This window comes from Rhizobium sp. RU35A, assembly GCF_900156005.1.
Classification (GTDB): domain Bacteria; phylum Pseudomonadota; class Alphaproteobacteria; order Rhizobiales; family Rhizobiaceae; genus Neorhizobium; species Neorhizobium straminoryzae.
The window spans coordinates 89,561-116,420 of sequence record NZ_FTMR01000006.1; the positions used below are offsets into that span (position 1 = coordinate 89,561).

Genomic DNA, 26,860 nt, shown 5'->3' on the forward strand with positions numbered 1-26,860 from the left:
TCTGTTCCTTGGTTCACGAAGGGTCGAAGACGACTTCCGCTTACTCTTTCGCGCGCTGTTCGTGGTACTCGGCTCGCTCGGAATCTTTGAGAAGTCGATATGTCTTCGCCAGCATCAGGTGAGCCCCTTGATCCTTGGCGTCAAGCTCCAGCACCGAGTTAAAGAACTCCACAGCCTTCCAGTAATCACCATCGATCCCGAGGTGGGCTCCTATCATGATCAGCGCCGCCTTTTGTCTTTCACTGCGGTCGATGGCGGCTTGTAGGCAAAATTCCTTCTTTTCCAACTGGTACATCAAACGATAGATGCCTACAAAACCGATGTATGGGTAAGGGCTCTTAGGGTCGAGCACGGCCGCTTCGCTAAAAGCTTTCGAGGCAGAGGCGAAATCCAGCTCATCCAGAGCTTGGAACCCTTTGTTCGCAGCAGCACCCGCTGCCTTCCTAAAATCCCCACCAAACTCATCAGTGACCGACGCTCGAACGCTATTTTCCCATGCTCTCGTTTCGTCATTCGTCGGTCTTTCCCAAGGGGGCACGACCAGAGTTTGGATTTGACTAGGATCGATGTGGACGATCTCCACTTCATTCGGTTGTGCCAGCGACAGGTCTGCCACGAGGGTGCCTAGTACCAAAAACGATGCAAATGCTCTCACGGCATAGCTGGAGGTCACTGCCTGCCTCCTCACAGCGGAATGGTGTCGTGCTTTTTCCAGTGCGTCGTCACCTGCTTGTTGCGCAGGCTCGCAAAGGCGCGGGCAATGCGGCGGCGGGAGGAATGCGGCATGATCACCTCGTCGATGAAGCCCCGTTCGGCCGCCACGAAGGGGTTGGCGAAACGCTCCTCGTACTCTTTCGTCCGCGCCGCGATCTTCTCCGCGTCACCCAGTTCCGAGCGGTAGAGGATCTCGGTGGCGCCCTTGGCACCCATCACCGCGATTTCCGCCGTCGGCCAGGCATAGTTGACGTCCGCGCCGATATGCTTGGAGGCCATCACGTCATAGGCTCCGCCATAGGCTTTGCGCGTGATCAGCGTCACCATCGGCACGGTCGCTTCGGAATATGCGAACAGGAGTTTCGCGCCGTGCTTGATGACGCCGCCATATTCCTGCGCGACACCCGGCAGGAAACCCGGCACATCGACCAGCGTCAGGATCGGGATCGAGAAGGCATCGCAGAAGCGCACGAAGCGGGCCGCCTTGCGGGAGGCATCGATATCGAGGCAGCCGGCCAGCACCATCGGCTGGTTGGCGACGACACCAACCGTCTGGCCTTCCAGCCGGATGAAGCCGGTGACGATGTTTTTCGCAAAGGCTTCCTGGATCTCGAAGAAATCGCCCTCATCGGCAATCGCGTAGATCAGTTCCTTCATGTCGTAGGGCTTGGTGGCCGAATCCGGGATCAGGCTGTCGAGCCGCATTTCCACCCGGGCCGGATCGTCGAAGAAGGGCCGCAGCGGCGGCTTCTCGCGGTTGTTGAGCGGCAGGAAATCGAAGAGCTGGCGCACGGCTTCCAGCGTTTCGATATCGTTCTCATAGGCCGCATCGGCGACGGAAGACTTCTTTGTGTGGGTGGAAGCGCCGCCCAGTTCTTCGGCCGTGACGATCTCGTTCGTCACGGTCTTCACCACGTCAGGGCCGGTGACGAACATGTAGGATGAGTCGCGCACCATGAAGATGAAATCGGTCATGGCCGGCGAATAGACGGCGCCGCCCGCGCAGGGACCCATGATGACGGAGATCTGCGGAATGACGCCGGAGGCCTCCGCGTTGCGGCGGAAGACCTCCGCATAACCGGCGAGCGACGCGACACCCTCCTGGATGCGCGCGCCGCCGGAATCGTTGAGGCCGATCACCGGTGCGCCGACCCGAACCGCCATATCCATGATCTTGCAGATTTTTTGCGCATGGGTTTCAGAGAGGGAGCCGCCCAGAACCGTGAAATCCTGCGAAAAGACATAGACCTGCCGGCCGTTGATGGTGCCCCAGCCGGTGACGACGCCATCGCCCGCCACCTTCTGCGCGTCCATGCCGAAATCGACGCAGCGATGGGTGACATACATGTCGTATTCTTCGAAGGAGCCCTCGTCGAGCAGCACCTCGATGCGCTCGCGCGCGGTCAGCTTGCCCTTGGCATGCTGCGCATCGATGCGCTTCTGCCCGCCCCCCAGCCGCGCTTCGGCGCGGCGGGCTTCCACTTCGTTCAAGACTGCACGCATGCTGCCTCCCAGATTCTGCTTTTCCCCGTGTTGTATCCTGCTGGACCTGCACGCGAAACATGGATTTTCGTTGAATGGGTGGCGGTGTGTAATCTATGAATATGCAAACTGCATTTTGCGAAGTTGCAAATCATGGCAATCGGAAAACTCTATATCGGGCGCAAGGTGCGCGAACTCAGGGATGCGGCACGCGCCACGCAGGCGCAGTTCGCCGACCGGCTCGGCATCTCCACCAGCTATCTGAACCAGATCGAGAACAACCAGCGGCCCGTCTCCGCCGCCGTGCTGCTGGCATTGGCGGAAAAATTCGGCATCAGCCTTGCCGAACTTTCCTCCGGCGAAGGGGACCGGCTGCTATCCGCCCTGTCGGAGGCGCTCTCCGACCCGCTGTTTGACGGTTACCATGCGAGTCTTGCCGACCTGAAGCTGGTGACGCAGAACGCGCCGGGGCTGGCGCATGCACTGATCACCGCCCATCAGGCCTATCGCCGCTCCAGCGAGCAGCTGGCCAGCATGGATGACCGGCTGGGACGCGCGGCGCTGACAGAGGCCACGCCCTATGACGAGGTGCGCGACTATTTTCACTTCGTCGACAACTACCTGCACGATTTGGATGTGGCCGCCGAAACGCTGGCCGGCGAACTGGGGCTCGGCGGCGGCGAGAACCATGCGGCGCTGCAGCACCATCTCGGCACCCGCTTCGGCATCGTCGTGGAGCGCGCCGTACTTGCCGACGACCTGATCCGCAGCTTCAACCCGGCGACCCGCCGCCTGCTTCTGAATGCCTATGCGACGCCCGCGACGCGCGATTTCCAGATGGCGCTGCAGATCGCCCAGTTGCATGCCGCCGACATGATCGACCGCATGGTGCGCGAGGCAGGCTTCCGCACGGCGGAGGCGGCCGATATCTGCCGTATCGGCCTGCAGAACTATTTTGCCGGCGCGCTTCTCCTGCCCTATGAGAACTTCCTGAAACGGGCGCGCGCGCTGCGCCACGATCTCGACCTGTTGGCCGCCCATTTCGGCGCGAGCCTGGAACAGGTCTGCCATCGCCTCAGCACGCTGCAAAGACCGGGGCAGAAGGGGGTTCCGATCTTCTTCGCCCGCGTCGACCGGGCCGGCAACATCACCAAGCGCCATAGCGCGGCAAAGCTGCAATTCGCCCGTTTCGGCGCCGCCTGTCCGCTCTGGAATGTGCATCAGGCCTTCGAAATGCCGGGCCGCATCATCCGCCAGCTGGCGGAAACGCCGGATGGCGTGCGCTATCTCTGCCTTGCCACGCAGATCACCAAGGGCAGCGGCGGCTTTCGCGCCGTTCAGCCGCGCTATGCGCTGGCGCTCGGCTGCGAGATTTCCGACGCCGGAAGCTTCGTCTATGCCGACGACCTCGATCTCGACAATCGCGCTGCCTTCGAGCCGATCGGCATATCCTGTCGCATCTGCGAGCGGCACACCTGCCCGCAGCGCGCCATGCCGCCCCTGAAAAGCCGGCTTGCGGTCGATCACGACAACCGCTCGATCATTCCCTACCGGATCGTCTGAGGGGTCAGGACGTCAGAGGCTTTCGCAGACGGCGGCGCGCAGTTCTTCCGGATAGGCGCCGTTGCAGCCTTCCAGCGCATTGTTGGTGAGGCTGACCACCGTCACGCCCTGATCCGGCAGCATGAACCAGGTATTGCCGTAAACGCCGCCCCACTGCACGGCACCAGCCGGCAGTGCCGTCATGGCCGCTGCCGGATCGGTGATGATCGCGCCGAAATAGCCGAAACGCTGGCCGGGATTGCCGGGCACATCGCCGATCTGGTTGGAGAGGCCGGCCTCGGCCATCTCGCGGGAAAACAGCGGCTCGCCGCCGGTGCGGATCGCCTCCAGCAGCCGCATCACATCGCGCGCCGTGCCGACCATGCCGGCACCGCCGGACTGGAAGGCGCGGCTGTTGAAGATGCGCGACGGCGAGAAGAAGGCCTCGAAGGTTTCGGTCTTTGCGTGCCAGGGATCCGGCATGCGCACCGGCCCCTCGGACGAATCGGCATAGGCGACGGCAAGCCGCGACAGGTCCGTGACGTGGAAACGCGCATCCTTCATCTGCAGCGGGCCGGCGACATGCACGATCACCGCATCCTCCAGCGAGGCGCCATGCACCTGCTCGATCACCGCGCCCAGCACGTCGATGGCGGTGGAATAGAGCCACTGTGCGCCGGGGCGGAAGGCCAGCGGCGTGCCGCTCAACCGCGAAAAATTCTCCTCCAGCGACAGGCTGGTATCGCTGAGGCCCTGGTTGACGGCGCGCTCGGCCGAACGCTGTTCAAGGCCCGCATCATAAGAGAGGCCCGCGGTGTGAGTGATGAGATGGCGCACGCGAATATCGGCCGGCGCGCCATCGGGATCGAGCGGGCGGAACCAGGGCAGATGATCGGCCACCGCATCATCCAGCGAAAAAAGCCCGCGCTCGACCATGGCCAGCGCAGTGGCCGCCACGATCGGCTTGGTAACGGAGGCATAGCGAAAGATGGTATCGAGGCTGACCGGCACGCCGGCTTCGCGATCCTGATAGCCGACTGCGCGCTCCAGCACCGGCACGCCGTCGCGGTAGACCAGCACCACGGCACCGGTGATGCGACCGCTCGCCGTCACCTGATCGAGAAGGCCATTCACACGATCCAAGGACACGGCCGACACTCCCCACAAAAACCAAAGGACGTATCATGTCTCCATGATACGTCCCTCGAATGCAAGCCAGGAATGTAAGCGTCAGGCGACAGCCCGCGCGAGCGCGCACCGCGACCACAACTGATGCAGCGCACCGACCAGATGCTCTATATCACCATCCGAATGCAGCGGCGTCGGCGTGATACGCAGGCGTTCGGTCTTGCGCGGCACCGTCGGGTAGTTGATCGGCTGGACATAGATGCCGGAGTGATCCAGCAGCAGGTCCGAGATCCACTTGCACTTGGCGGCATCGCCGACCATGACCGGCACGATGTGGCTGGGGTTCGGCATGTGCGGAATGCCACGGGCATCGAGCGAGGCGCGCAGCTTGCGCACGCGATCCTGATGGCGGGCGCGCTCGAACGGGCTTGCCTTCAGGTGGCGGATCGAGGCGAGCGCGCCTGCGGCGAGCGCCGGCGGCAGGGCCGTCGTGAAGATGAAACCGGAGGCAAACGAGCGAATGAAATCACAGACGGCATGCGACCCGGTGATGTAACCGCCCATCACGCCGAAGGCCTTGCCGAGCGTGCCTTCGATGATGGTGATGCGGTCCATCAGACCCTCGCGCTCGGCAATGCCGCCGCCGCGCGGACCATACATGCCGACCGCATGCACTTCATCGAGATAGGTCATGGCGCCGAACTCGTCGGCCAGATCGCAGATCTCCTTGATCGGTGCGATATCGCCATCCATCGAATAGACGCTTTCGAAGGCAATCAGCTTCGGAGCCTTCGGATCGGCGACCGCAAGCTTGGCGCGCAGGTCGTCCAGATCGTTATGCTTCCAGATCACACGCTCGCACTTGCCATAGCGGATGCCCTCGATCATCGAGGCATGGTTCAGCGCGTCGGAATAGATGATGAGGCCGGGAATCTTGGCACCCAGCGTGCCAAGCGTCGCCCAGTTGGACATGTAGCCGGAATTGAAGATGAGGGCGGAATCCTTGCCGTGCAGATCGGCCAGCTCCTGCTCCAGAAGGACGTGGTAGTGGTTGGTGCCAGAAATATTCCGGGTGCCTCCCGCACCCGCGCCACAGTGATCGATCGCCTCATGCATGGCGGCGATCACGGCCGGATGCTGGCCCATGCCGAGATAGTCATTCGAGCACCAGACGGTGACGTCACGCTTGCCTTCCGCAGTGTGGCGAGTGGCACGGGGAAAATTGCCGCGATGCCGCTCGAGATCGGCGAACACGCGGTAACGACCTTCCTGGTGAAGGCTGTCCAGCTCGCCCTTGAAAAATGCCTCGAAATCCATTCTCACACTCCAGAACCTGCGCCTTTTGTCGGTCGCAGCTGCTTTGGCGTCAACCCCGACGGGTACAAATCACAGTCGCCTGCGGCATTTGGCCCATTTTTTTGAACAATTCCAATTTGAATTTATGACGGTATCGATAAGAGAAAGTTGATTCACATCAAGACCAGGGCAAAAAGCGCAAAAAAGGGGCGGCCGAAACCGCCCCAGTTGCTCGCCTTGGAACCTTTAGAGCGATGCCTGCACGGCGCGCTTGGCCATGACCCGCACCAGATTGGCGCGATACTCGGCCGTGGCATGCAGATCCGACATCAGCTGGGCCGGATCGACGGAGACATTAGCGACTGATTCGGGTGCCCAGGAGGACAACAGCGCCGCCTCCATCTCCGGCACCCGGAAGACGCCGGCGGAACCGGCACCGGTGACGGCAACACGCGCGCCGCCCGCCGTCTTCGCCACGAAGACGCCAGTGATCGCATAGCGTGAGGCAGGATTCGGGAACTTGGCATAACCTGCCTTTTCCGGCGCCTCGAAGCGGAAGGCGGTGATCATCTCCGCCTCTTCCAGCGCGGTATCGAACATGCCGAGGAAGAAATCATCGGCCGCGATCTCGCGTCGGTCGGTCACCACGGTGGCATTCAGCGCCAGGACGGCGGAGGGATAATCCGCCGCCGGATCGTTGTTGGCGACCGAACCGCCGATCGTTCCCATGTTGCGCACATGCGGATCGCCGATCAGGCCAGCGAGATGGCAGAGCGCCGGACAGACGGCCCGCAGAGCCGCAGAGCCGGCCACATCCGCGTGCGGGGTGGCGGCACCAATCCGCACGGAGCGCCCCTCGACGGAGATGCCCCTGAGATCCGCAATGTGGCGCAGGTCGATGAGGTCCGACGGGGCCGCCAGACGCTGCTTCATGGTGGCGATCAGCGTCATGCCGCCGGAGACATAGCGCCCCTCGTCATGCGAGGCGCGCAGATTGACGGCTTCGCCGACGGAGGATGCACGGTGGTAGCTGGTAGCATACATGATGGTCTCCCCCTTTTCTCTATTCGGCGGCCATCGGCATGGCGGCACCCTGCAGGGCGGTCCACACCTTCAAGGGCGTTGCCGGCATGGTCAGGTATTTTATGCCGATCGCATCGGTGATCGCGTTGATCAGTGCCGGCGGCGAGCCGATGGCACCCGCCTCGCCGCAGCCCTTGATGCCGAGCGGATTGCCCGGGCACGGCGTGTTCTGGTGCGAGAGCGTGAACGACGGCAGGTCGTCGGCGCGCGGCATGGCATAATCCATGTAGCTTGCCGTCAGGATCTGGCCGGTGGCCTCGTCATAGCGCACCTCTTCCAGGAGCGCCTGGCCAATGCCCTGGGCAAGCCCGCCATGCACCTGGCCTTCAACGATCAGCGGATTGATGATGTTGCCGAAATCATCCGCCGCCACGAACTGGACAATCTCCGTCTTGCCGGTTTCCGGATCGATCTCGACCTCCGCAATATAGCAGCCGGCCGGGAAGGTGAAGTTGGACGGATCGTAGAAGGCGCTTTCCTTGAGGCCCGGCTCCATGCCGGCCGGCAGGTTGTGCGCGGTATAGGCGGCAAGCGCCACCTGGAACCAGGGCAGCACCTTGTCCGTGCCGGCCACCTTCAGCTCGCCGTTCTCGATGACGATATCGCTCTCGTCGGCCTCCATCAGGTGAGCGGCGATCTTCTTCGCCTTCATCTCCACCTTGTCGAGCGCCTTGACGATGGCCGACATGCCGACCGCGCCGGAGCGCGAACCATAGGTGCCCATGCCCATCTGCACCTTGTCGGTATCGCCATGCACGATGTTGACGCTCGAAATCGGCACGCCGAGGCGGTCGGCCACCAGCTGCGCGAAGGTGGTTTCATGGCCCTGGCCGTGGCTGTGCGATCCGGTCAGCACCTCGATGGTGCCGACGGCGTTGACCCGCACTTCCGCCGATTCCCACAGGCCGACACCGGCACCAAGGGAACCAACGGCTTGCGAGGGCGCGATGCCGCAGGCCTCGATATAACAGCTCATGCCGATGCCGCGCTTCTTGCCACGCCGTTCGGCCTCTGCCCGGCGGGCCGCAAAACCGTCCCAGTCGGCGGCCTGCATGGCCGCATTCAGCGAGGCCTCATAATCGCCCGCGTCATAGGTCATGATGACGGGCGTCTGGTAGGGGAAGGATCGGATGAAGTTCTTGCGGCGAAGCTCCGCCGGCGACAGGCCGAGTTCGCGCGCCGCCGTCTCCATCGTACGCTCCAGGAGATAGGTGGCTTCCGGACGGCCAGCGCCGCGATAGGCATCGACCGGCACCGTATTGGTGTAGACGGTGCGCACATTGGCGTGGATCGCCGGGATAGCATACTGGCCGGAGAGCAGCGTCGCATAGAGATAGGTCGGCACTGCCGAGGAGAAGAGCGACATATATGCGCCGAGATTGGCGATGGTATCGACCTTCAGCGCGGTGATGCGATGATCCTTGTCGAAGGCCATCTTCACCTTCGACACATGGTCGCGGCCATGCGCATCGGTGAGGAAGGCCTCGGTGCGATCCGACGTCCACTTCACCGGCACGCCGGTCTTCTTGGAGGCCCAGAGACAGACGATCTCTTCCGGATAGATGTAGATCTTCGAGCCGAAGCCGCCACCGACATCCGGTGCAATCACCCGCAGCTTGTTTTCCGGCGCCACATTGTAGAACGCACTCATCACGAGGCGCGCCACATGCGGGTTCTGGCTGGTGGTGTAGCAGGTGAAGTGGTCCTCGGCGCTGTCATAGATGCCGAGCGTGGCGCGCGGCTCCATCGGGTTCGGCGAGAGGCGGTTGTTGAGGATCTCGATCTCGGTGACGTGCGCGGCCTCGGCAATCGCCTTGTCGGCAGCCAAGGCATCGCCGATCTGCCAGTCGAAGATCAGGTTGCCGGGGGCTTCCGGATGGATCTGCGGCGCGCCATCGCCAAGGGCTGCGAGCGAGGTGGTGACCGCCGGCAGCTCGTCATAGTCGACGATGACGGCTTCGGCCGCATCGCGGGCCTCGGCGGCGGAATCCGCCACGACGATCGCCACGGCATCGCCGACATAGCGAACGGTGTCCACGGCGAGCGGACGCCAGGCGCCCATCTTCATCGGCGAGCCGTCCTTCGAGTGGATCATCCAGCCGCAGATGAGATTGCCGATGCCATCGGCCTGCAGCTGGCGGCCGTCCAGCACGTCGATCACGCCCGGCATGGCCTTCGCCGCCGCGGCATCAATGCCGGTGATTTTTGCATGCGCATGGGGGCTGCGGACGAAATACGCGAACTTCATGCCCGCAACGACCATGTCGTCGGTGTAGCGGCCCTTGCCGGTGAGGAAGCGCTTGTCTTCCTTGCGGGCCACGCGTGCACCAATACCTTCCATTCCCATTATCGTCTCCTCCAGAAACGAGCGAATAGTGAGTGGCGAATAGCGAATAGGGGAGAGGGAACGCGACGGGCCGCGCAGCGGCCAACTCTTCGCTATTCGCTACATCCTATTCGCTTCTGTCTACTCGGCGGCCTGCCGCGCGGCGCCGTGCATCTCTTCATTGGCGGCAAGAACCGCCTTGACGATGTTGTGATAGCCGGTGCACCGACAGATATTGCCTTCCAGCTCGTGGCGAACCGTCGCCTCGTCGAGCGCGCCGCCGTGGCGGCCGATCATGTCCACCGCGGTCATCACCATGCCGGGCGTGCAGAAGCCGCATTGCAGGCCGTGATGCTGATTGAAGGCCGCCTGCACCGGATGCAGTTCGCCCTGCGCGGCGATGCCCTCAATGGTCGTGACGGTGGAGCCGGAGGCCTGCACCGCCAGGATGGAACAGCTTTTGACAGACCTGCCATCCATGTGCACCACACAGGCGCCGCATTGGGTGGTATCGCACCCCACATGCGTGCCGGTGAGCCCCAGCTTCTCGCGGATGAAGTGCACGAGCAGGGTGCGGTCGTCGCACTCGCCCGACATCGTCCGGCCGTTCACCGTCAACGTCACTTTCGCCATATTGTCCTCCTCCTGCCCCATGGAAGGGGCGCGTGTCTCCTCAAACACGGTGCCCATCATTTGCCTTTTTTGGCGGGGGATCAACAGTTACTTTCCGGGCATTTCCTATTTGTCAGGGCACGAGATTGCCATTTTGTTAAGCGAAAGCCGAAAGATGCGTCTGGACTTACGGTTTTCGAATCTTATCCTCCTCTCCATCGGGGTTGCCTCGGGTGGCCGCAGATCGGGAACGACCGGCTTCGAAACGGCCGACGCTGACAAGAAAACGGAGAGAGTCATGATGAAAAAGGCTTTGGTACTTCTGGTGATGGGCCTCACCGTCGCCGGTTGCTCGCAGACGGAAAAAGGCGCCGGCATCGGCGCCGGCACGGGCGCCATCATCGGCGGTCTGGCAACCGGCAATGTGCGCGGTGCTGCCGTTGGCGCCGCGATCGGTGGCGTTTCGGGCGCGCTGATCGGCTCGGTCTCGGAACAGCCGGGACAGTGCTACTACCGCGACCGCTACGGCAACCGCTACGTGGACCGTTGCCCGCGTTGAGGCGGGGTTTCGTCCAGGCATGAACGCTGGCCCCGGGGGCAACTCCGGGGTCTTTTCATCGGACAACGACAGGAATCCGATATTCAATCGCTGAATTCACTGATAAATTAGCAGGATATCAATCGGGCCATGACGGTCCGCAGGGTGGGAACGCCGAAACTGAGTGTGCGTAACGACATGCCGGGGCCAGGACGCGCGCGTGCGCTGCAGAGGGCCGCAGTCGCAGCTTTCCTTGCAGCGAGCGCCCTGTCATGGCCGGGATTCGTTCAATCGGCCCACGCCTTCAAGATCTTCGGCATCACGCTGTTCGGCAGCGACGAGGAGAAGGAAGAGGTGATCGATCCGGTCGCCTATACTGCGTCCCTTTCAGCGCCCGGCGCCGACAAGGCGCTGACGGAACGGCTGGAGACGACCGCCACCCTGGTGCAGGACGCTAAAGCGCCGGTCTCGGGCGATCTCGGCCTCGTGGTCAAGGCGCGCGAGGACCGGGAGCGGCTGGTGGCCGTGCTTTACGAGGAGGCCCGCTATGGCGGCGTGGTGCGCATCACGATTGCCGGCACGGATCTCGACAGGCTTCCCCCCACGCCGAGCTTTGACCGCAGCCGGCCGGTTCCGGTCTCGATCACCATCGATCCCGGCCCGGTGTTTACCCTCGGCGCCGTGCACCTCAAGGGCGATGCCGCCAAGCTTGACCCAAAAACCTACGGACTCGTGCCGGGCGGACAGGCGGGATCCGTGCGCCTGATCCAGGCGGGCGAGCGCATCGTGCGGGACCTCAAGGCCGAAGGGAGACCGCTGGCCCGGCTGGCGACGCGCGACGTGGTGGCCGATCACGCCACCCGCACCGTCGACGTGACGCTGAAAGCCGAAAGCGGACCAGTCGCCGACCTCGGCAGCGTCAGTGTCAAGGGCGCGCGCGCCGTCTCTTCCGATTTCATCCGCCGCTATTCGCGCCTGGACGACAACCAGACCTATTCGCCGGACCAGTTGAAGAAAGCCGCCGAGCGCCTGCGGGCGCTGAGCGCGCTCTCCAGCGTCACCATCCGCGAGGCCGATCATCTCGCACCGGATGGCTCCCTGCCGCTGACGATCGAGGTGTCCGAAGGCAAGTTCCGCTATTTCGGGGTCGGCGCCAGCTATTCCTCGCTGGATGGCGCGGGCCTGAACGGCTACTGGGGCCATCGCAACCTGTTCGGCGAGGCGGAAACCCTGCGCATCGAAGGCAGTGTGTCGGGCCTCGGCGCCACCACGGATTACACGTCCTTCGACTACAAGGCGGGCATCTATTTCACCAAGCCCGGCGCGTTCCTGCCGCGCATCACCTGGGACGCGAGCCTGGTGGCCAAGCGCGAAACGCCGGATACCTACACCGCCAACTCGCTGACAGCGCTTTCGAAACTCTCCTACGAACTGAACGACCGAGACACCGTGGGCGCAGGTTTCGAGGTGGCGCTCAGCGAAAGCGAGGATGCCTTCGGCAGCAATACCTACCTCACCCTCTCGCTTCCAATGACCTTCGAGCGCGACGCGCGCAACAACAAGCTCGATCCGACCGACGGCTTTCGCCTGACGGCCGGAGTGACACCAAGCTACGAGGCGCTCGGCGGCGCCGTGTTCTCCTCCTTCGAGGGCTCGGCCTCCGGCTATCTCGGCATCGGCAACAGCGACCGGCTGGTGCTGGCCGGCCATCTGGCCGCCGGCTCCGTGGTGGGTGCAAACAGCCTGAAGGACATTCCGACCACCCGCCGCTTCTTTGCCGGCGGCGGCGGCTCGGTGCGTGGTTACGCCTACCAGGAGATCTCACCCTACAACGATGCCAACGAGGCGACCGGCGGTCGCTCCTACACCGTGGCCTCTCTTGAAGCCCGCTTCAAAGTGAACGAAAAGATCGGGATTGTTCCGTTTTTCGACATCGGAACCGTCTCGACCGAAATCGTGCCCGATTTCTCTGATATCCGTATGGGCGCCGGCCTTGGCCTGCGCTATGCAACGCCGTTCGGCCCTTTGAGGCTGGATGTTGCGCTGCCGCTGAATCGCTTTGATGGCGGCAGCCGATACGGTATCTATGCGGGCATCGGACAGGCATTCTGATGTCGCGCGCGAACGAAGATCAGGATAAGCACAGCCAAGAGGCAGCCAAGAGTGACCCCGCGTTCATGACGTCATCATCCCGCACCAGGGCAGGGATCTTCCGCATCGCGCTTGGCGCGGTGGCGGCCTTGTTCGTCCTGCTGGCGGGTCTAGTGCTGTTTCTCGGCTTCGCGCCGGCCGGCAACCGGCTGGTCGGCGAGCTGGTGTCCTCGCTGATTTCATCGCCGGGCCAATCCATCGAACTTTCCGCGCCTCAGGGCCTGCTGACCGGAAGGCTCCGGATCGACAGCGTGCGGCTGTCGGATAGCGAGGGCATGTTTGCCTCGGCGGATGGAATCGAGGTGGACTGGTCTCCGCTTGCGCTTTTCTCCGGCACCTTCCATGCCAACCGTATCGCCATCGACCGGCTGGCGCTGGAGCGGCCGCCGGTGCCGCCACCGGCACGGGCACAGCAGACGACGCAGACCAAAAACAACAGCTTCTCGCTGCCCATCGCCATCGATATCGACAGTCTGGCGCTGCCCGACATCACGATCGAACCGGCGGTCACCGGCCGGCAGTTCGAACTCGCCGCGACCGGCGCCCTTGACGCGACCGACCAGCGCGTGGCGCTGGCACTGACCGCCCATCGCAAGGATGCGCCGAACGCCATCGCCAAGGCCGACATCCTGTTTGCCCCGGCCCAGAACGAGCTGAAGCTGCAGGCGCTGGTATCCGAGCCGCAGGGCGGGCTTCTGGCGCGACTGTTGCTGCTGCCGGGTGCGCCGTCCGTAGCACTGGCGCTCGATGGCTACGGCCCGCTCTCCAACTGGAACGGCCAGTTGCGCGGTACCGTCGACGGCAAGCCCGTGATCAGCATGGACGGCCAGCACATACTGACGCCGGAAGGGGCACACCGCGTGCAGATCGAGGGCGGCGGGCAGCTGGCGGAACTGATGCCGCCGACGCTCCGGCCATTGTTTGCAGGCCGCACCGATATCAATCTCGGCGCCGTGATCGGTCGCAGCGGTCGTATCGAGATCCGCAAGGGCGAATTCGTGACCGGCGCGATGAAGGTGGCGGCTGCCGGTACCTTCGATCCCTCCGGCGACAACAGCCTGACGGCCAGTGTGGCGGCCACCAATGGCGCGGTCGCGCTGGAATGGCCGCTGCAGGGCGAGCCGCTACGCGTCGGGCTCGACAATCTCAACTTCACGCTGACCGGACCGACCACCGCCTCGCGCTTCAACGCCACGGCGGCGCTGCGCTCCGTCTCCGTCTCCGGCGCCAGCTTCGGCCAGGTGCGGCTGCAGGCGGAAAGCGAGGACCTGAACCTCTCCGCCTGGACGGGCAGCGTGCGGACCCGCTCGAGCGCCGCCCAGGCCAACTTCGCCGACCCGGACCTGGACCGGCTGATCGACGGGCCGATCCGTCTCGATGCGCCGGTCAGGCTGGCGCCGCCTGCCATCGGGCTCGACGCCGCAACGTTCGAAAGCGCCAATATTTCCGGCACGATCAGCGGCGCCTACAATCTCTCGCAGAAAACGGTCACCGGAAATGTGCGCATGTCGCTCAACCCGGATGGCCTGCCGGAGGCGATCGGCGACTATATCAACGGCATGATCGGCTTCGAGGGCTATGTCGACGCCACCATCGGCGGGCGCATGAGCCTCGAAAACCTCGTGGTGAAGTCGAACATCATCGAAGGCCATGGCAATGTGCTGCTGAAGGACGGAAAGCTGGAGGCGGGCCTTGCCGGCCGCCTGCCGGACCTTTCGCGCCTGAGGCCGGACGCCAAGGGCGCGATCGGCTACGATATCCGTGTCGCCGGCCCGCTCGACACGCTCCAGGCCACCGCACAGGTCAATTCCGCGGAAGCGCGCCTGAGCGGCCACCTGTTCGAGGCAATCAGCCTCAAGCTGCAGGGCAAGATGGCCAATGGCCAGCAAGGCGGCAATGTTACCGGCACCGGCCGCGTTGACGGCAAGCCGATCCGTATCGAGACCGATCTCACCGAGACCGGCGGCCTGATCGCTCTGCCAAAGCTTCTGCTGGAGGCGGGCGGCAACCGGGTGACGGGGACCCTTGCCTTCTCGAAGGACTATCTGCCGGCCGGCGACCTGCAGTTCCAGCTGCCGGATATCGGCCTTCTCTCGGCCCTTGCCAACCAGCAGGTACGCGGCGACCTTTCCGGCACGGCAAAACTCTCGAACACGGACGGCGTTCTGTCCGCCAGCATCAATGCCGCCGGGCAGACGCTCACTGCCGCGGGCTTTACGGTCGCCGCTCCAAAGGTTGCGCTGAACAGCAGCAACCTGCTGCAGGCGAAGGTGGATGGCAGCGTGGCGGCCGATCGGGTCGAGACCGGCGGGCAGCTGATCGAAGCCCCGCGCCTCACCCTCCTGGACAAGGGGTCTGCGACCGGCTTCGGCCTTGATGCACGCTATGCCGGTGCACCGGTAACGCTGGACGGCGCGGTGACGCGCGACGCGGCCGGCATGAGCCTTGTCCTTGACCGCTTCACCGCCGCGCCCGCCGGCATTGCCCTTGCCCTTACCGAACCGGCGACGATCCGCGTGGTCGACGGGCGCGCAGAAATCGCGAGCCTAACCCTGAAGACCGGCAACGGACGGCTGGTTCTCGACGGCAGCGCTGGCCCGCAACTGAACATGGCACTCCGCGCCAGCGACGTACCGGCAGCGCTTGCCAACAGCGTGGTGCCGGATCTCGGCGCCGCAGGCGATCTGGGCGGCGCCGTGACGATCGGCGGCACGGCGGCGGCCCCGGTGATCCGCTACAGCCTGACCCTCTCCGATGCCAGCGTCGCGGCCATCCGCGAGCGCGCAATCGCACCCATTTCTGTGCTGGCGCGTGGCCGTTTCGAGGATGGCACGGTTACACTCGACCAGGCGGAACTGGATGGCGAAAACGGCCTTGCCGCCACCGCAAGCGGCACGATCAGCGTCAGATCCAGCCAGCAGGTCGTGCTCGGCGTCACCCTCTCTGCACTGCCGGCAGCACTCGCCAACAGCCTGAAGCCCGGCCTTGAGGCGCGCGGCATGCTGAGCGGCCGCGCGACCGTGACCGGCACGCTGAGTGCCCCGATCGCCGATCTTGCGCTTGTACTCAAGGGCGGCTCCACAGCCGAGACCCGCGCTGCAGGGCTAGAGAGCATCGGCGCCACTGCCAACGGCCATTTCGAAAACCAGACGCTGCGGCTCGACCGGCTGGCGGTAACGGGACCGCAGGATCTTTCGCTGAATGCCAATGGCACCGTGAACCTTGGCGGCGAACGCTCGCTGCTGATCGAGGCCCGCTTCGGCGCGGTGCCAGCAAGCCTGATCAACATGGTGAGGCCGGATCTGGCCGCGGAGGGCCGCCTGTCCGGCACCGCCCGGATCGGTGGCACATTGCCGGCACCGGATGTCACCTTCGAGCTGAACCTTAATGGACTGAGCCTCGCTCAGACACGTGCCGCCGGCATTGCCCCCATGGCACTGTCCGCCAGTGGACGCTTTGCCGGCGAGACGCTGACACTGACACAAGCGAAACTGACGGGCGCAGACGGCTTGTCACTGAACGCCGGCGGGACAGTGGCACTCGGCTCTGCACCGACGCTTGATGTCACAGCCGATTTCCAGTCACTTCCCGCAGCCCTTGCCAACATTGCCCGCCCCGGGCTTGCAGCGAGCGGCACCGCGAGCGGCTCCATCGCCGCCAAGGGGGCGCTGACGGCACCGGTTGCCCAGTACGACGTGACAGTGAACGACATCGCAACCAGCCAGAGCCGCGAGGCGGGCCTGCGTGCCCTCAGCCTTCGCGCCCGCGGCTCCTTCGAGAACGGTGTACTGACACTTGGCGAAACACGTCTGAGCGACCCTTCCGGCCTCTCCGCAACGGCGGCCGGCCGTGTGATCCTGACTGGCCCGAACGCTCCGGCACTCGATCTCAATGCTGAGATCGCAGCGCTGCCAGCCACGCTCGCCAATGCCGTTCTGCCGGACCTGAAGGCCGGCGGCATCATTTCCGGCACGATTGCATCAACCGGCCCGGCGGAGGCCCCGGTGGCCCGCTTCGACCTGCGCTGGCGCAACGCCCAGCTGCAGCAGACACTCAGCGCAGGTCTTGCAGGCCTCACGGTCACGGCGCGCGGAACGCTGGAAGCGGCCACCGTAAAGCTGGAGGAAATGCAGCTGACCGGTCCCTCCGGACTGTCGGCCTCGGCGCGTGGCAGCGTGGCACTATCCGGCGACCGGACGCTCGCCCTTTCGGCAGACCTTGCCAGCATCCCGGCCAGCCTGATGTCCGGATTTGTGCCGAGTCTGCAGGCTGGCGGAACCGTGTCCGGCTCGACCACCATTGGCGGCACGCTGTCAGCGCCTCAACTGCGCTATGACCTGCAATGGGCCAATGGCGAGATCCGCCGTCAGGGCGATGCCGGGCTTTCGGGCCTGTCGCTGAAGGCGAGCGGCGGCTTCGCGGATGGGCGGCTGACGCTCGACGAGACCGTGCTGAGCGGTCCGCAGGGCCTGTCGCTGACAGCGCAGGGATCGGTAGTGCCGAGCGACCCGCAGGGGCCGGTCCTCAATCTTTCTGCCGATATCCGCTCGCTGCCGGCCACGCTTGCCAATGCCTTCGTGCCGGGTCTCGGCGCCACCGGCCGCATTTCCGGCAAGGTCAAGGCACTGCCCGGTCCTGGCGCCGGTGGCGCTGAGTTCGACCTTTCCTGGGAGGATGCTTCGCTGTCGCAGACGCGCGAAGCAGGCCTGGCGTCCATGCGCATCAGCGCTGCCGGTCGCTATGAAGGCAATCGCCTCACCCTGCAGAAGGCCGAGCTTGGCGGTGCAAGCGGTCTTGCACTGACGGCAAGCGGTGCGGTTGGCCTCGCGGGCGAGCGGCCGCTCGACATGAAGATTGCCGGCGACGTGCCGTTTGCGCTGCTCGGCCCCCTGCTTGCCGATCAGGGTTTCGTGCTGGAAGGTGGCGCGAAGGCCAATGTGACCATCGCCGGCACGGCCACAGCCCCCGCCATCGATGGGAGCGTTACGACCTCCGGCGCGCGGCTGATCGACGTGAAACGCAATCTGGCAATCAACGATGTGGCCGGCACCGTGAGCTTCAACCGCGACAGGGCGGTGATCTCCAGCCTTGGCGGCACACTCTCGCCCGGCGGCCGCATCGCCGTGGATGGCTCCATCGGCATCACCGGTGACCTGCCCGCTGATCTGCGCATCACGCTGAACGAGGCGACGTATGTGGACGGCAATCTGCTGACCGCAACCGTCAACGGCGCGCTGACGCTGACGGGGCCCGTGCGCGCGACACCCATGCTCGGCGGACGGCTGACGGTACGGCGGGCCAACATCACGGTTCCCGCGAGCCTGCCCGCTTCGCTTGCGCAGTTGAAGGTGGCGCATGTCAATGCACCGCCGAGTGTCAGGGCGCTCCTGGAAAGCATTGGTCCCGACGGCAAGAAGGACGGCAACGGCACCAATGCCGGCATCGGCCTCGACCTTACGCTGGCGGCCCAGAACAACATCTTCGTGCGCGGCCGCGGCATTGATGCCGAACTCGGTGGTTCGCTGACCATCCGCGGCACGGCCGCCGAGCCAAACGTGACGGGCGCTTTCGAGATGCGGCGCGGCCGTATCGTGATCCTCACCCGGCGGCTGGATTTTTCGACCGGCAAGATCACTTTTGGCGGCAGTCTGATCCCGGTGCTGGATCTTGCAGCCTCCAACACCGCCGACCAGACGACAGTGACCGTTTCTGTCACGGGCCTCGCCAATGACCCGACCATTGGCTTCTCCTCCTCCCCGGCCCTGCCGGAGGACGAAGTGCTGGCGCGGCTGATCTTCGGCCAGTCGATCTCGAAGCTCTCGCCGGTGCAGATCGCCCAGCTGGCCGATGCGGTGACGCAGCTTGCCGGCGGCGGATCCACCTCCCTCCTGCAGACGCTGCGCAGCAGCCTGGGCGTCGACGATCTCGACATCAACACGGATTCGAGCGGACAGACGACCGTTTCCGTCGGGCGCTACATCAACAACCGGACCTATTTCCAGCTGGAGCAGGGCGGTAGCAGCGGCGGTGCGCGCGCCTCGATCAATCTGGATGTCGGGCGCGGCGTGAAGCTGAAGGGGTCCGCCGGCAGCGACGGCGGCTCGGCAGGCGTCTTCTACGAACGCGAGTACTGAGCCCGGGGGCACATTCACGGCGACACGTACCTCTCTGCAGGCGTCCCAGAAATCGCTGCAAGAAGTGAGAGTGCCGATTCAGCTTTGAGAAACATTCTTTCATTAGACTTTTCTTCGCGCGATCCCGATGCACGCCCTTGCATGCCCGGTTCGCTCACTCACGGCTAAGGTCGCAGGTGCCATCGGGTGCAGCCGCCGCGGTCAAGGCATCGAAGAACTGGGAAGAAATCTGATGGCTACGACGATCACCACGACAAGCTTCAGCGGCGAGACCCTCGAGATCATCGCATTCCGGCTGCATGACCAGGAATTCTGCGTGAAGACGACCACGATCCGCGAAATCCGCGGCTGGGCCCCGTCCACGCCGATCCCGCATGCGCCGTCCGACGTGATCGGCGTGATGAACCTGCGCGGCTCCGTCATCCCGATCATCGATCTCGCCTACAAGCTCGGCATGAAGAGCACGGTGGCCAACGAGCGTTCCGCCATCGTGGTGGCCGAAGTGCACAACATGGTCATCGGCATGTTGGTCGACCGGGTCTCGGACATCCTGACCATCTCGTCGAGCCAGATCCAGCCGGTACCGGAAGTTTCCGCCTCGTTCGACAAGTCCTTCTCCGAAGGCATCATCGCCAGCGAGAACGGCATGATCTGCTTCCTGAACCTCTCCAAGATGTTCAAGGGCAGCGATCTGGACGATCTCGCCGCCTGAGCCCATCCGACGACACTATCGAGACCGACAGGCAGCGGCGACCACCGCTGCCTTTTGCGTTCCAGCCGACGCAACCGCGTAAACCAGGGACCGGGAGGATGGATTCCGTTTGCAGCGGAAATGGTCTAGGAAGCAGCTCCCTGCATGTCACGGAGAGGTCCCATGCGTCTGCTTCTGATCCATACCGGCGGCACCATCGGCATGGCACCGGGGCCGGAGGGCCTTCGGCCGGTCGAGGGACTGGTGGAAGGTGCGCTCGCCGCCTTGCTGCCGCCGGATGCCCTGCTTGAAACCCATGTATTTTCGCCGCTGCTCGACAGCGCCAATGTCGGCCCGCGCCACTGGAACGACATGCTGTCGGCGATCCGTGCGCATCCCGACCTGCCGGTCATCATCACTCACGGGACCGACACCATGGCCTTCACGGGTGCTGCGCTGACGCAGGCGCTGGCCGGCGAGACGCGGCGCATCATCCTGTGCGGATCCATGGTGCCGCTCGGCGAAGGCGGCGACGCGGAGGGCAATCTTCAGCTGGCGCTGGACGCAGCACTCGCCCCCGGAGCCGGCGTCCATCTTGCCTTTGCCGGACACCTGCTGCCGGCCGCCGGCCTTGTGAAGCATGACAGCCATGCCGCCGACAGTTTTCGCGCCCAGCCGCAGGCGGAAGCCGCACCGCCCCGCCGGCGCGACTTCGATGCGGCCCGCCGGCTGGCGATCCTGACACTCTCGCCCGGCATGACGGCAGAACTTCTCTCCGCCGCTTTGTCGGTGCTGGACGGCGCGGTGCTGCGGGTGTTCGGCTCCGGCACGGCGATGGAGGATCCGGCAATCCTTGGCGCGCTTGCCGAGGCTGTCGCGGCGGGAAAACGCCTGCGCGCCGTCAGCCAGTGCGAGGCGGGCGGCCTGACACCCGGCACCTATGCGGCGGGTGCGGGATTGTGGAGCACGGGGATCGAGAACGGCGGGCTGGAAACACCGGAGGCGGCGCTCATCCATCTCTGGCTGACCTGACGGGCGAAACGGCAAGAGCCGGCACTCGGCCGGCTCCCGCAGGATTCTGACATAAGGTCCAGGCCTCAGCCGAACAGCGCGAAACTGCTCTTCAGCGTAACCCAGACGCCCCAGAGAAGCGGCAGGCCGACCACGGCCCAGGCCAGAGCTGCCTTGGCATCGAGCCCACCTTTGCCGATGCCGAAGGAACCCGTCGGGCCGGCATTGGCGGCGGCGGTCTTCGCCTGCAGGGCCGCAACCTCCGCATCCGACATGAACCACTTATCCGACAGCGGCTTGACGAAGGCATTGGCGATGAGACCGACCGCCAGCATGCCGGCAAGGATATACATCGTGCTGGTGTACAGAGCCGGTCCGGGCGCCACGCCTGCGGCGATCTGTGCCTCGCGGATATAGTTCACCACGAAGGGACCGGCGATGCCGGCCGTCGCCCAGGCGGTCAGCAGCCGGCCGTGGATCGCACCGACGAACTGCGTGCCAAAAATATCCGCGAGATAGGCCGGGATGGTGGCGAAGCCGCCGCCATACATCGAGAGAATGATGCCGAAAGCGAGCACGAAGAGCGCCTTGGAGCCCATCAGCGCAAGCGTGGGTGCCAGCGCATAGAGCACGATGCCGAGGATGAAGAAGCAGAAATAGGTGTTCTTGCGGCCGAGCTTGTCGGACATCGAGGCCCAGAAGAAGCGGCCGCCGATGTTGAACAGCGAGAGTAGGCCGGTGAAGCCGGCGGCAATCGCGGCGATCTGCGCCTTCTGTCCGGCATCGAGCTGCGCAAACGCGACACCCGGCTGGCCGATCAGCGAGCCCGCGAAGATTTCCTGCAACATGGGCGAGGCCATGCCGATGACGCCGATGCCGGCGGACACGTTAAGGCAGAGCACGGCCCAGATCAGCCAGAACTGCGGCGTCTTGTGCGCATCGCGCAGATGCACGTGGCGGTGCGTGATCATGTTGCTTTTCGCGACCGGCGGCGTCCAGCCATCCGGACGCCAGCCGGCCGGCGGGATGCGATAGCCGAAGGCGCCGCCCATCATGAAGACGAAATAGACGAGCGCCATCACCACGAAGGTTTGCCAGACGCCCGGCGAGACATCCGTCTTGAACGAGGTCATCAGCAGGTTGGCGAGCGGTGCGCCGATCATCGCGCCGCCGCCAAAGCCCATGATCGCCATGCCGGTTGCCATGCCGCGCCGGTCGGGGAACCATTTGACCAGCGTGGACACCGGCGAGATATAGCCGAGACCGAGGCCGATGCCGCCGATCACACCGGCGCCGAGCCACATCAGCCACAGCTGATGCGTCATGACGCCGACCGAGGCCACGAGAATGCCGCCGCACCAGCAGCAGGCGGAGACGAAGCCCGCCTTGCGCGGACCGACCCGTTCCAGCCAGCCGCCCCAGATGGCCGCCGAGCAGCCGAGCAGCACGAAGAAGAGTGTGTAAATCCAGCCCAAATCCGCCACGCGCCAGTTGCAGGCGGTCGTGAACAAGGCGCCGGCAAGGGTCAGGCTCGAGCAGCTCGGATCCGTGGTCGGCAGCGCCTTGGAAAGCGGCAACCAGAACACGCTGAAGCCATAGGCCATGCCGATGCACAGATGGATGGCGAGTGCGGCCGGCGGGACCAGCCAACGATTGAAGCCGGGTCTCGCGATGATGCGCTCCCGGTCGAGGAGGCCGATGCCGGCAAGATCCCCTCCACTTACACCTGCAACTGCCATGGACGAACTCCTCCTCTTGGGCTGTCAGGATATTGAATTTTGTTGCCCGCGCACCGGACGCGCTCGGGTTTTCACACTCCAGAAGACCGACGATCTCCCCGTCGACGGCTTTCTGGTCATGCAAGGCAGAGACTGACCGGTCCGGCTTGTTCCGGACTGGCGTCGTTTACGTCACGCCGGCCGGAACGCTGGGTTCCGACAGGGATTCGCCGGCGACCGGGCCCTTGCCGCCCGGCGCACCCTTTGCTGCATCCGCGCCGAGGCCGACGGCTTCCGTCGTCGGGTTTTCCGGGCGCCTGATCTTTGCCGCAGCCGAAATCACCAGCGGCAAGAAGCCACCAATGCCGGCATCGATCATCTCGAAGAATCGGCGGCGCATGCGCGGCTCCCAGAACTTGTTGATGTGGGTCGCAACGCCATCCACCCGAACTGCCTCCGGCTGCGAGGCAAAGAAGGTGGCAATCTGGTTTGCCATGCGGACAAGCTTTTCATCGGTGTGGCTAAGCGACATGGCTGCTTTCTCCCGTCATCAGACGATCAGGCCTGGTAAACACTTCGAATTCATCGCCGCGGGCAATGCCGATCAGCGTGATGCCCGCCTCCTCTGCCGTCTCGATGGCAAGCGCGGTCGGGGCGGAGACCGCCACGAGACAGGAGCAGCCGAGCAGCGCCGTCTTCTGCACCATTTCCACCGAAAGGCGGCTGGTGACGACCACCACGCCGTCCGCGGGCTTGAGACCGGCGCGGATCACGGCACCGCAGAGCTTGTCCAGCGCATTGTGGCGGCCGACATCCTCGCGGATTGCGGCGATGCCCCGACCGGGACGATAGAAGCCGGCGGCATGCACGGCGCGCGTCTCGCGGTTGAGGTTTTGACCGTCGCCGAGCTCACGCACCGCATCCGCCACCATGGCTGGCGTCAGATGAAGGCGCCCCTCCGGCACGCGGGCCACGGCCCGCGCCGCCTGCTCGATCGATTCGATGCCGCAGAGGCCACAGCCGACAGGACCGGCCATGCGGCGACGCCGCGCTGTGAGCGCGTCTGCGCTTTGATCCTTCAGCGTCACCTGCACATCGATGCCGGCATCGGCTTCGACCGGTTCAACATCGAGAATATCCGCGGCCGACGCAATGATCTCCTCCGCCAGCGAAAAGCCGTAGGCGAAATCGACGAGATCGGCCGGTGTCGCCATCATCACCGCATGGGTGGAACCGCCATAGGAAAAGGCGATCGGCACCTCTTCCGGCACGATCCGATGGCCATCCGCCATCTGCCCCTGCCGGAAGCGCCATTCCTGAACCGTGCGGCTGGTGTTGTCTGCCATCGGCCAGCCCTACTCCGCCGCTTCCAGCTTGCCGGCAATGCGGCGTGAGCGACGGCTGAGTTCCTCGTAATCCTCCTGCCATTCGGTCGGACCGTTGGAGGGCGAGATCTGCACCGCCGTCACCTTGTATTCCGGGCAGTTCGTCGCCCAGTCGGAGAAGTCGGTGGTGATGACGTTGGCCTGGGTGTTTGGATGGTGGAAGGTGGTATAGACCACGCCCGGCGCCACACGATCGGTGATCAGCGCGCGCAGTGTCGTCTCGCCGGCACGGCTTGCGAGCTTCACCCAGTCGCCATCCTTGATGCCCCGCTGTTCGGCATCGTGCGGATGGATTTCCAGCCGGTCCTCCTCGTGCCAGACGACATTCTCCGTACGCCGCGTCTGGGCGCCGACATTGTACTGGCTGAGAATGCGGCCGGTGGTGAGCAGCAGCGGGAAGCGCGGACCAGTGCGTTCGTCGGTCGCGACATATTCCGTGCGGATGAACTTACCCTTGCCGCGCACAAAGCCGTCGATATGCATGATCGGCGAGCCATCCGGGAACTTTTCGTTGCAGGGCCACTGCACCGAACCCTTCTTCTCCAGATAGTCGTAGGACACGCCGGCAAAGCTTGGTGTCGTCGCGGCGATCTCATCCATGATTTCGGACGGATGGCTATAGGTCCAGGAAAGGCCCATGGCCTGCGCCAGCTTCTGGGTGACTTCCCAATCCGCATAGCCATTCTTCGGCGTCATGACCTTGCGCACGCGGTTGATGCGGCGCTCGGCATTGGTAAACGTGCCGTCCTTTTCGAGGAAGGTGGACCCCGGCAGGAAGACATGCGCGTAATTGGCGGTCTCGTTCAGGAAGAGATCGTGGACCACGACGCATTCCATGGCTTCCAGACCGGCGGAGACGTGTTTGGTGTCCGGGTCGGACTGGAGAATGTCCTCGCCCTGGATGTAAATGCCCTTGAAAGATCCTTCGACGGCGGCATCCAGCATGTTGGGAATGCGAAGCCCCGGCTCGTTGTTGAGCGTGACACCCCAGAGCTTTTCGAAGGTTTCGCGCGTCGCATCGTCGGAGATGTGGCGATAGCCCGGCAGTTCGTGCGGGAAGGATCCCATGTCGCAGGAGCCCTGCACATTGTTCTGGCCACGCAGCGGGTTCACCCCGACGCCCGGACGGCCGATATTGCCGGTCGCCATCGCCAGGTTGGCAATCGCCATGACCGTGGTCGAGCCCTGGCTGTGTTCGGTGACGCCGAGGCCGTAATAGATCGCGCCATTGCCGCCCCTGGCATAGAGACGCGCCGCGCCGCGCAGGTCTTCCGCCGGAACACCGGTGAACTTTTCCGTTTCTTCCGGGCTGTGCTGCGGCTCGGCGACGAAAGCCGCCCAGTCTTCGAATTCGGACCAGTCGCAGCGGGTGCGAATGAAGGCCTCGTCGAACAGGCCTTCGGTGACGATGACATGGGCAATCGCCGTCAGCACCGCGACATTGGTGCCGGGCTTCAGCGGCAGGTGGAAGGCAGCCTCCACATGCGGCGTCTTGACCAGATCGATGCGGCGCGGATCGATGACGATCAGCTTTGCGCCCTGGCGCAGGCGCTTCTTCAACCGCGAACCGAACACCGGATGACCGTCGGTCGGGTTTGCGCCGATGACCAGCACCACATCCGAATGCTCGACGCTATCAAAATTCTGCGTGCCGGCCGAGGTGCCGAAGGCCTGGCCGAGACCATAACCGGTCGGCGAATGGCAGACGCGGGCGCAGGTATCGACATTGTTGTTGCCGAAGCCGGCGCGGATCAGCTTCTGGACGAGATAGGTTTCCTCGTTGGTGCAACGCGACGAGGTGATGCCGCCGATGGCTTCACGGCCATACTGATACTGGATGCGGCGGAATTCCGAGGCGACATGCGCAAAAGCCTCTTCCCACGTCACTTCGCGCCAGGGGTCGGTGATCTTCTCGCGGATCATCGGGTTCAGGATGCGGTCCTTGTGGCTTGCGTAACCATAGGCGAACCGACCCTTGACGCAGGAATGGCCGCGATTGGCCTGACCATCCTTCCAGGGCACCATGCGCACCAGCTCCTCGCCGCGCATTTCCGCCTTGAACGAACAGCCGACGCCGCAATAGGCGCAGGTGGTCACCAGCGAATGCTCCGGCTGACCGATGGCGATCACCGACTTTTCCGTCAGCGTCGCCGTCGGGCAGGCCTGCACGCAGGCGCCGCAGGAAACGCATTCGGAAGAGAGAAAGGCCTCATGCGCGCCGGGCGAGACGCGGCTGTCGAAACCGCGGCCTTCGATGGTCAGCGCAAACGTGCCCTGCACCTCCTCGCAGGCGCGCACGCAGCGCGAACAGACGATGCATTTCGACGGGTCATAGGTGAAATAGGGATTGCTCTCGTCCTTCGGCATCCAATGCGCATTGATCCCGCCCTCGGCAGACCGCGCCTTCACATGGTTCTCGCCTTCGTAACCATAGCGCACATCGCGCAGGCCGACGGCACCGGCCATATCCTGCAGCTCGCAATCGCCATTGGCGGCGCAGGTGAGGCAGTCCAGCGGATGGTCGGAGATGTAAAGCTCCATCACGCCCTTGCGGATCGCCTTCAGCCGCTCCGTCTGGGTGTGGACGACGATGCCGGGCGCAACGGGCGTGGTGCAGGAGGCGGGGGTGCCGTTGCGGCCCTCCACCTCGATCAGACAGAGACGGCAGGAACCGAAGGCATCGACCATGTCGGTCGCGCAAAGTTTTGGCACCTGAATGCCGGCCTCCATCGAGGCGCGCATGATCGAAGTCCCGGCCGGCACCGTGATTTCGCGACCGTCGATTGTGAGCGTCACCAGGTCTGCGGATTTCGAGGCGGGGGTGCCGTAATCGATTTCAGGAACGAGGGGCATGAAGGGCCTCCTGTGCGGAATGGGCGAGGACGCGGGGCGAATGGGAGACAAGACCCCCTCTGGCCTGCCGGCCATCTCCCCCACAAGGGGGGAGACAACCTGTGGCAGCCGTCTGCTCCCGGTAACGAAACGAGCGGGTTAACAACGGTGCAGCTGCCTTATGCGCTTGCGTTGGGCGAGACGGTGCCGCGCACTG

The 26,860-nt window shown here is 64.4% G+C and carries 17 protein-coding genes; 6 read left to right on the forward strand and 11 right to left on the reverse strand.

What is annotated here, in order from left to right; translation table 11 throughout:
* Positions 1-40: 40 nt before the first annotated feature.
* Positions 41-673, reverse strand: coding sequence for a hypothetical protein (locus F3H95_RS14675; protein WP_149746559.1), 633 nt, complete (start codon positions 671-673; stop codon positions 41-43).
* A gap of 11 nt (positions 674-684) precedes the next feature.
* The gene (locus F3H95_RS14680) at positions 685-2,217 is read right to left on the reverse strand and encodes an acyl-CoA carboxylase subunit beta (protein WP_143127112.1); all 1,533 of its coding nucleotides are present in this window, start codon (positions 2,215-2,217) and stop codon (positions 685-687) included.
* 132 nt (positions 2,218-2,349) lie between these two features.
* Between F3H95_RS14680 and F3H95_RS14685 the strand changes: the two genes are divergently transcribed.
* Positions 2,350-3,759, forward strand: a complete 1,410-nt coding sequence (locus tag F3H95_RS14685) for a helix-turn-helix transcriptional regulator (RefSeq protein ID WP_149746560.1) — start codon at positions 2,350-2,352, stop codon at positions 3,757-3,759.
* A gap of 12 nt (positions 3,760-3,771) precedes the next feature.
* On the opposite strand, the gene F3H95_RS14690 is transcribed toward F3H95_RS14685, so the two are convergent.
* The 5 genes from F3H95_RS14690 to F3H95_RS14710 all read right to left on the reverse strand — a co-directional run bounded on the left by F3H95_RS14690 (position 3,772) and on the right by F3H95_RS14710 (position 10,204).
* The gene (locus tag F3H95_RS14690) at positions 3,772-4,887 is read right to left on the reverse strand and encodes a serine hydrolase domain-containing protein (RefSeq protein WP_244618024.1); all 1,116 of its coding nucleotides are present in this window, start codon (positions 4,885-4,887) and stop codon (positions 3,772-3,774) included.
* Positions 4,888-4,968: 81 nt separating this feature from the next.
* The gene (gene hemA / locus F3H95_RS14695) at positions 4,969-6,183 is read right to left on the reverse strand and encodes a 5-aminolevulinate synthase (RefSeq protein WP_143127109.1); all 1,215 of its coding nucleotides are present in this window, start codon (positions 6,181-6,183) and stop codon (positions 4,969-4,971) included.
* 225 nt (positions 6,184-6,408) lie between these two features.
* Positions 6,409-7,206 carry a xanthine dehydrogenase family protein subunit M gene (locus F3H95_RS14700; RefSeq protein ID WP_149746562.1) on the reverse strand — a complete coding sequence of 266 codons (798 nt, stop codon included), beginning with the start codon at positions 7,204-7,206 and terminating at the stop codon, positions 6,409-6,411.
* A gap of 19 nt (positions 7,207-7,225) precedes the next feature.
* Positions 7,226-9,592, reverse strand: a complete 2,367-nt coding sequence (locus tag F3H95_RS14705; RefSeq protein WP_143127107.1) for a xanthine dehydrogenase family protein molybdopterin-binding subunit — start codon at positions 9,590-9,592, stop codon at positions 7,226-7,228.
* Positions 9,593-9,712: 120 nt separating this feature from the next.
* Positions 9,713-10,204, reverse strand: a complete 492-nt coding sequence (locus tag F3H95_RS14710) for a (2Fe-2S)-binding protein (RefSeq protein ID WP_143127106.1) — start codon at positions 10,202-10,204, stop codon at positions 9,713-9,715.
* A 280-nt stretch (positions 10,205-10,484) separates the two neighbouring features.
* On the opposite strand from F3H95_RS14710, the gene F3H95_RS14715 reads away from it, so the two are divergent.
* The 5 genes from F3H95_RS14715 to F3H95_RS14735 all read left to right on the forward strand — a co-directional run bounded on the left by F3H95_RS14715 (position 10,485) and on the right by F3H95_RS14735 (position 20,729).
* On the forward strand, positions 10,485-10,742 hold the full coding sequence (locus F3H95_RS14715; protein ID WP_143127176.1) for a YMGG-like glycine zipper-containing protein: 258 nt from the start codon (positions 10,485-10,487) through the stop codon (positions 10,740-10,742).
* A 177-nt stretch (positions 10,743-10,919) separates the two neighbouring features.
* Positions 10,920-12,833, forward strand: a complete 1,914-nt coding sequence (locus tag F3H95_RS14720) for an autotransporter assembly complex family protein (RefSeq protein ID WP_149746713.1) — start codon at positions 10,920-10,922, stop codon at positions 12,831-12,833.
* Positions 12,834-12,898: 65 nt separating this feature from the next.
* Positions 12,899-19,006, forward strand: a complete 6,108-nt coding sequence (locus F3H95_RS14725) for a translocation/assembly module TamB domain-containing protein (RefSeq protein ID WP_149746563.1) — start codon at positions 12,899-12,901, stop codon at positions 19,004-19,006.
* Between the two features lie 232 nt (positions 19,007-19,238).
* Positions 19,239-19,718 carry a chemotaxis protein CheW gene (locus tag F3H95_RS14730; RefSeq protein WP_143127104.1) on the forward strand — a complete coding sequence of 160 codons (480 nt, stop codon included), beginning with the start codon at positions 19,239-19,241 and terminating at the stop codon, positions 19,716-19,718.
* Positions 19,719-19,880: 162 nt separating this feature from the next.
* Positions 19,881-20,729, forward strand: coding sequence for an asparaginase domain-containing protein (locus F3H95_RS14735; RefSeq protein ID WP_149746564.1), 849 nt, complete (start codon positions 19,881-19,883; stop codon positions 20,727-20,729).
* 65 nt (positions 20,730-20,794) lie between these two features.
* Here the strand turns inward: F3H95_RS14735 and F3H95_RS14740 are convergent, their stop codons facing one another.
* The 4 genes from F3H95_RS14740 to fdhF form a co-directional block, all read right to left on the reverse strand.
* A complete protein-coding gene (locus F3H95_RS14740; protein WP_149746565.1) occupies positions 20,795-22,447 on the reverse strand; it encodes an OFA family MFS transporter in 1,653 nt (550 codons plus the stop codon).
* A 166-nt stretch (positions 22,448-22,613) separates the two neighbouring features.
* Positions 22,614-22,958, reverse strand: coding sequence for a formate dehydrogenase subunit delta (locus F3H95_RS14745; protein WP_149746566.1), 345 nt, complete (start codon positions 22,956-22,958; stop codon positions 22,614-22,616).
* Positions 22,948-23,772, reverse strand: coding sequence for a formate dehydrogenase accessory sulfurtransferase FdhD (gene fdhD, locus F3H95_RS14750; protein ID WP_149746567.1), 825 nt, complete (start codon positions 23,770-23,772; stop codon positions 22,948-22,950). Before fdhD ends, F3H95_RS14745 begins: the two co-directional genes overlap by 11 nt.
* 9 nt (positions 23,773-23,781) lie before the next feature.
* Positions 23,782-26,664: a formate dehydrogenase subunit alpha gene (gene fdhF, locus F3H95_RS14755; RefSeq protein WP_149746568.1), complete on the reverse strand. Its 2,883-nt coding sequence runs from the start codon at positions 26,662-26,664 to the stop codon at positions 23,782-23,784.
* Between the last annotated feature and the right edge of the window lie 196 nt (positions 26,665-26,860).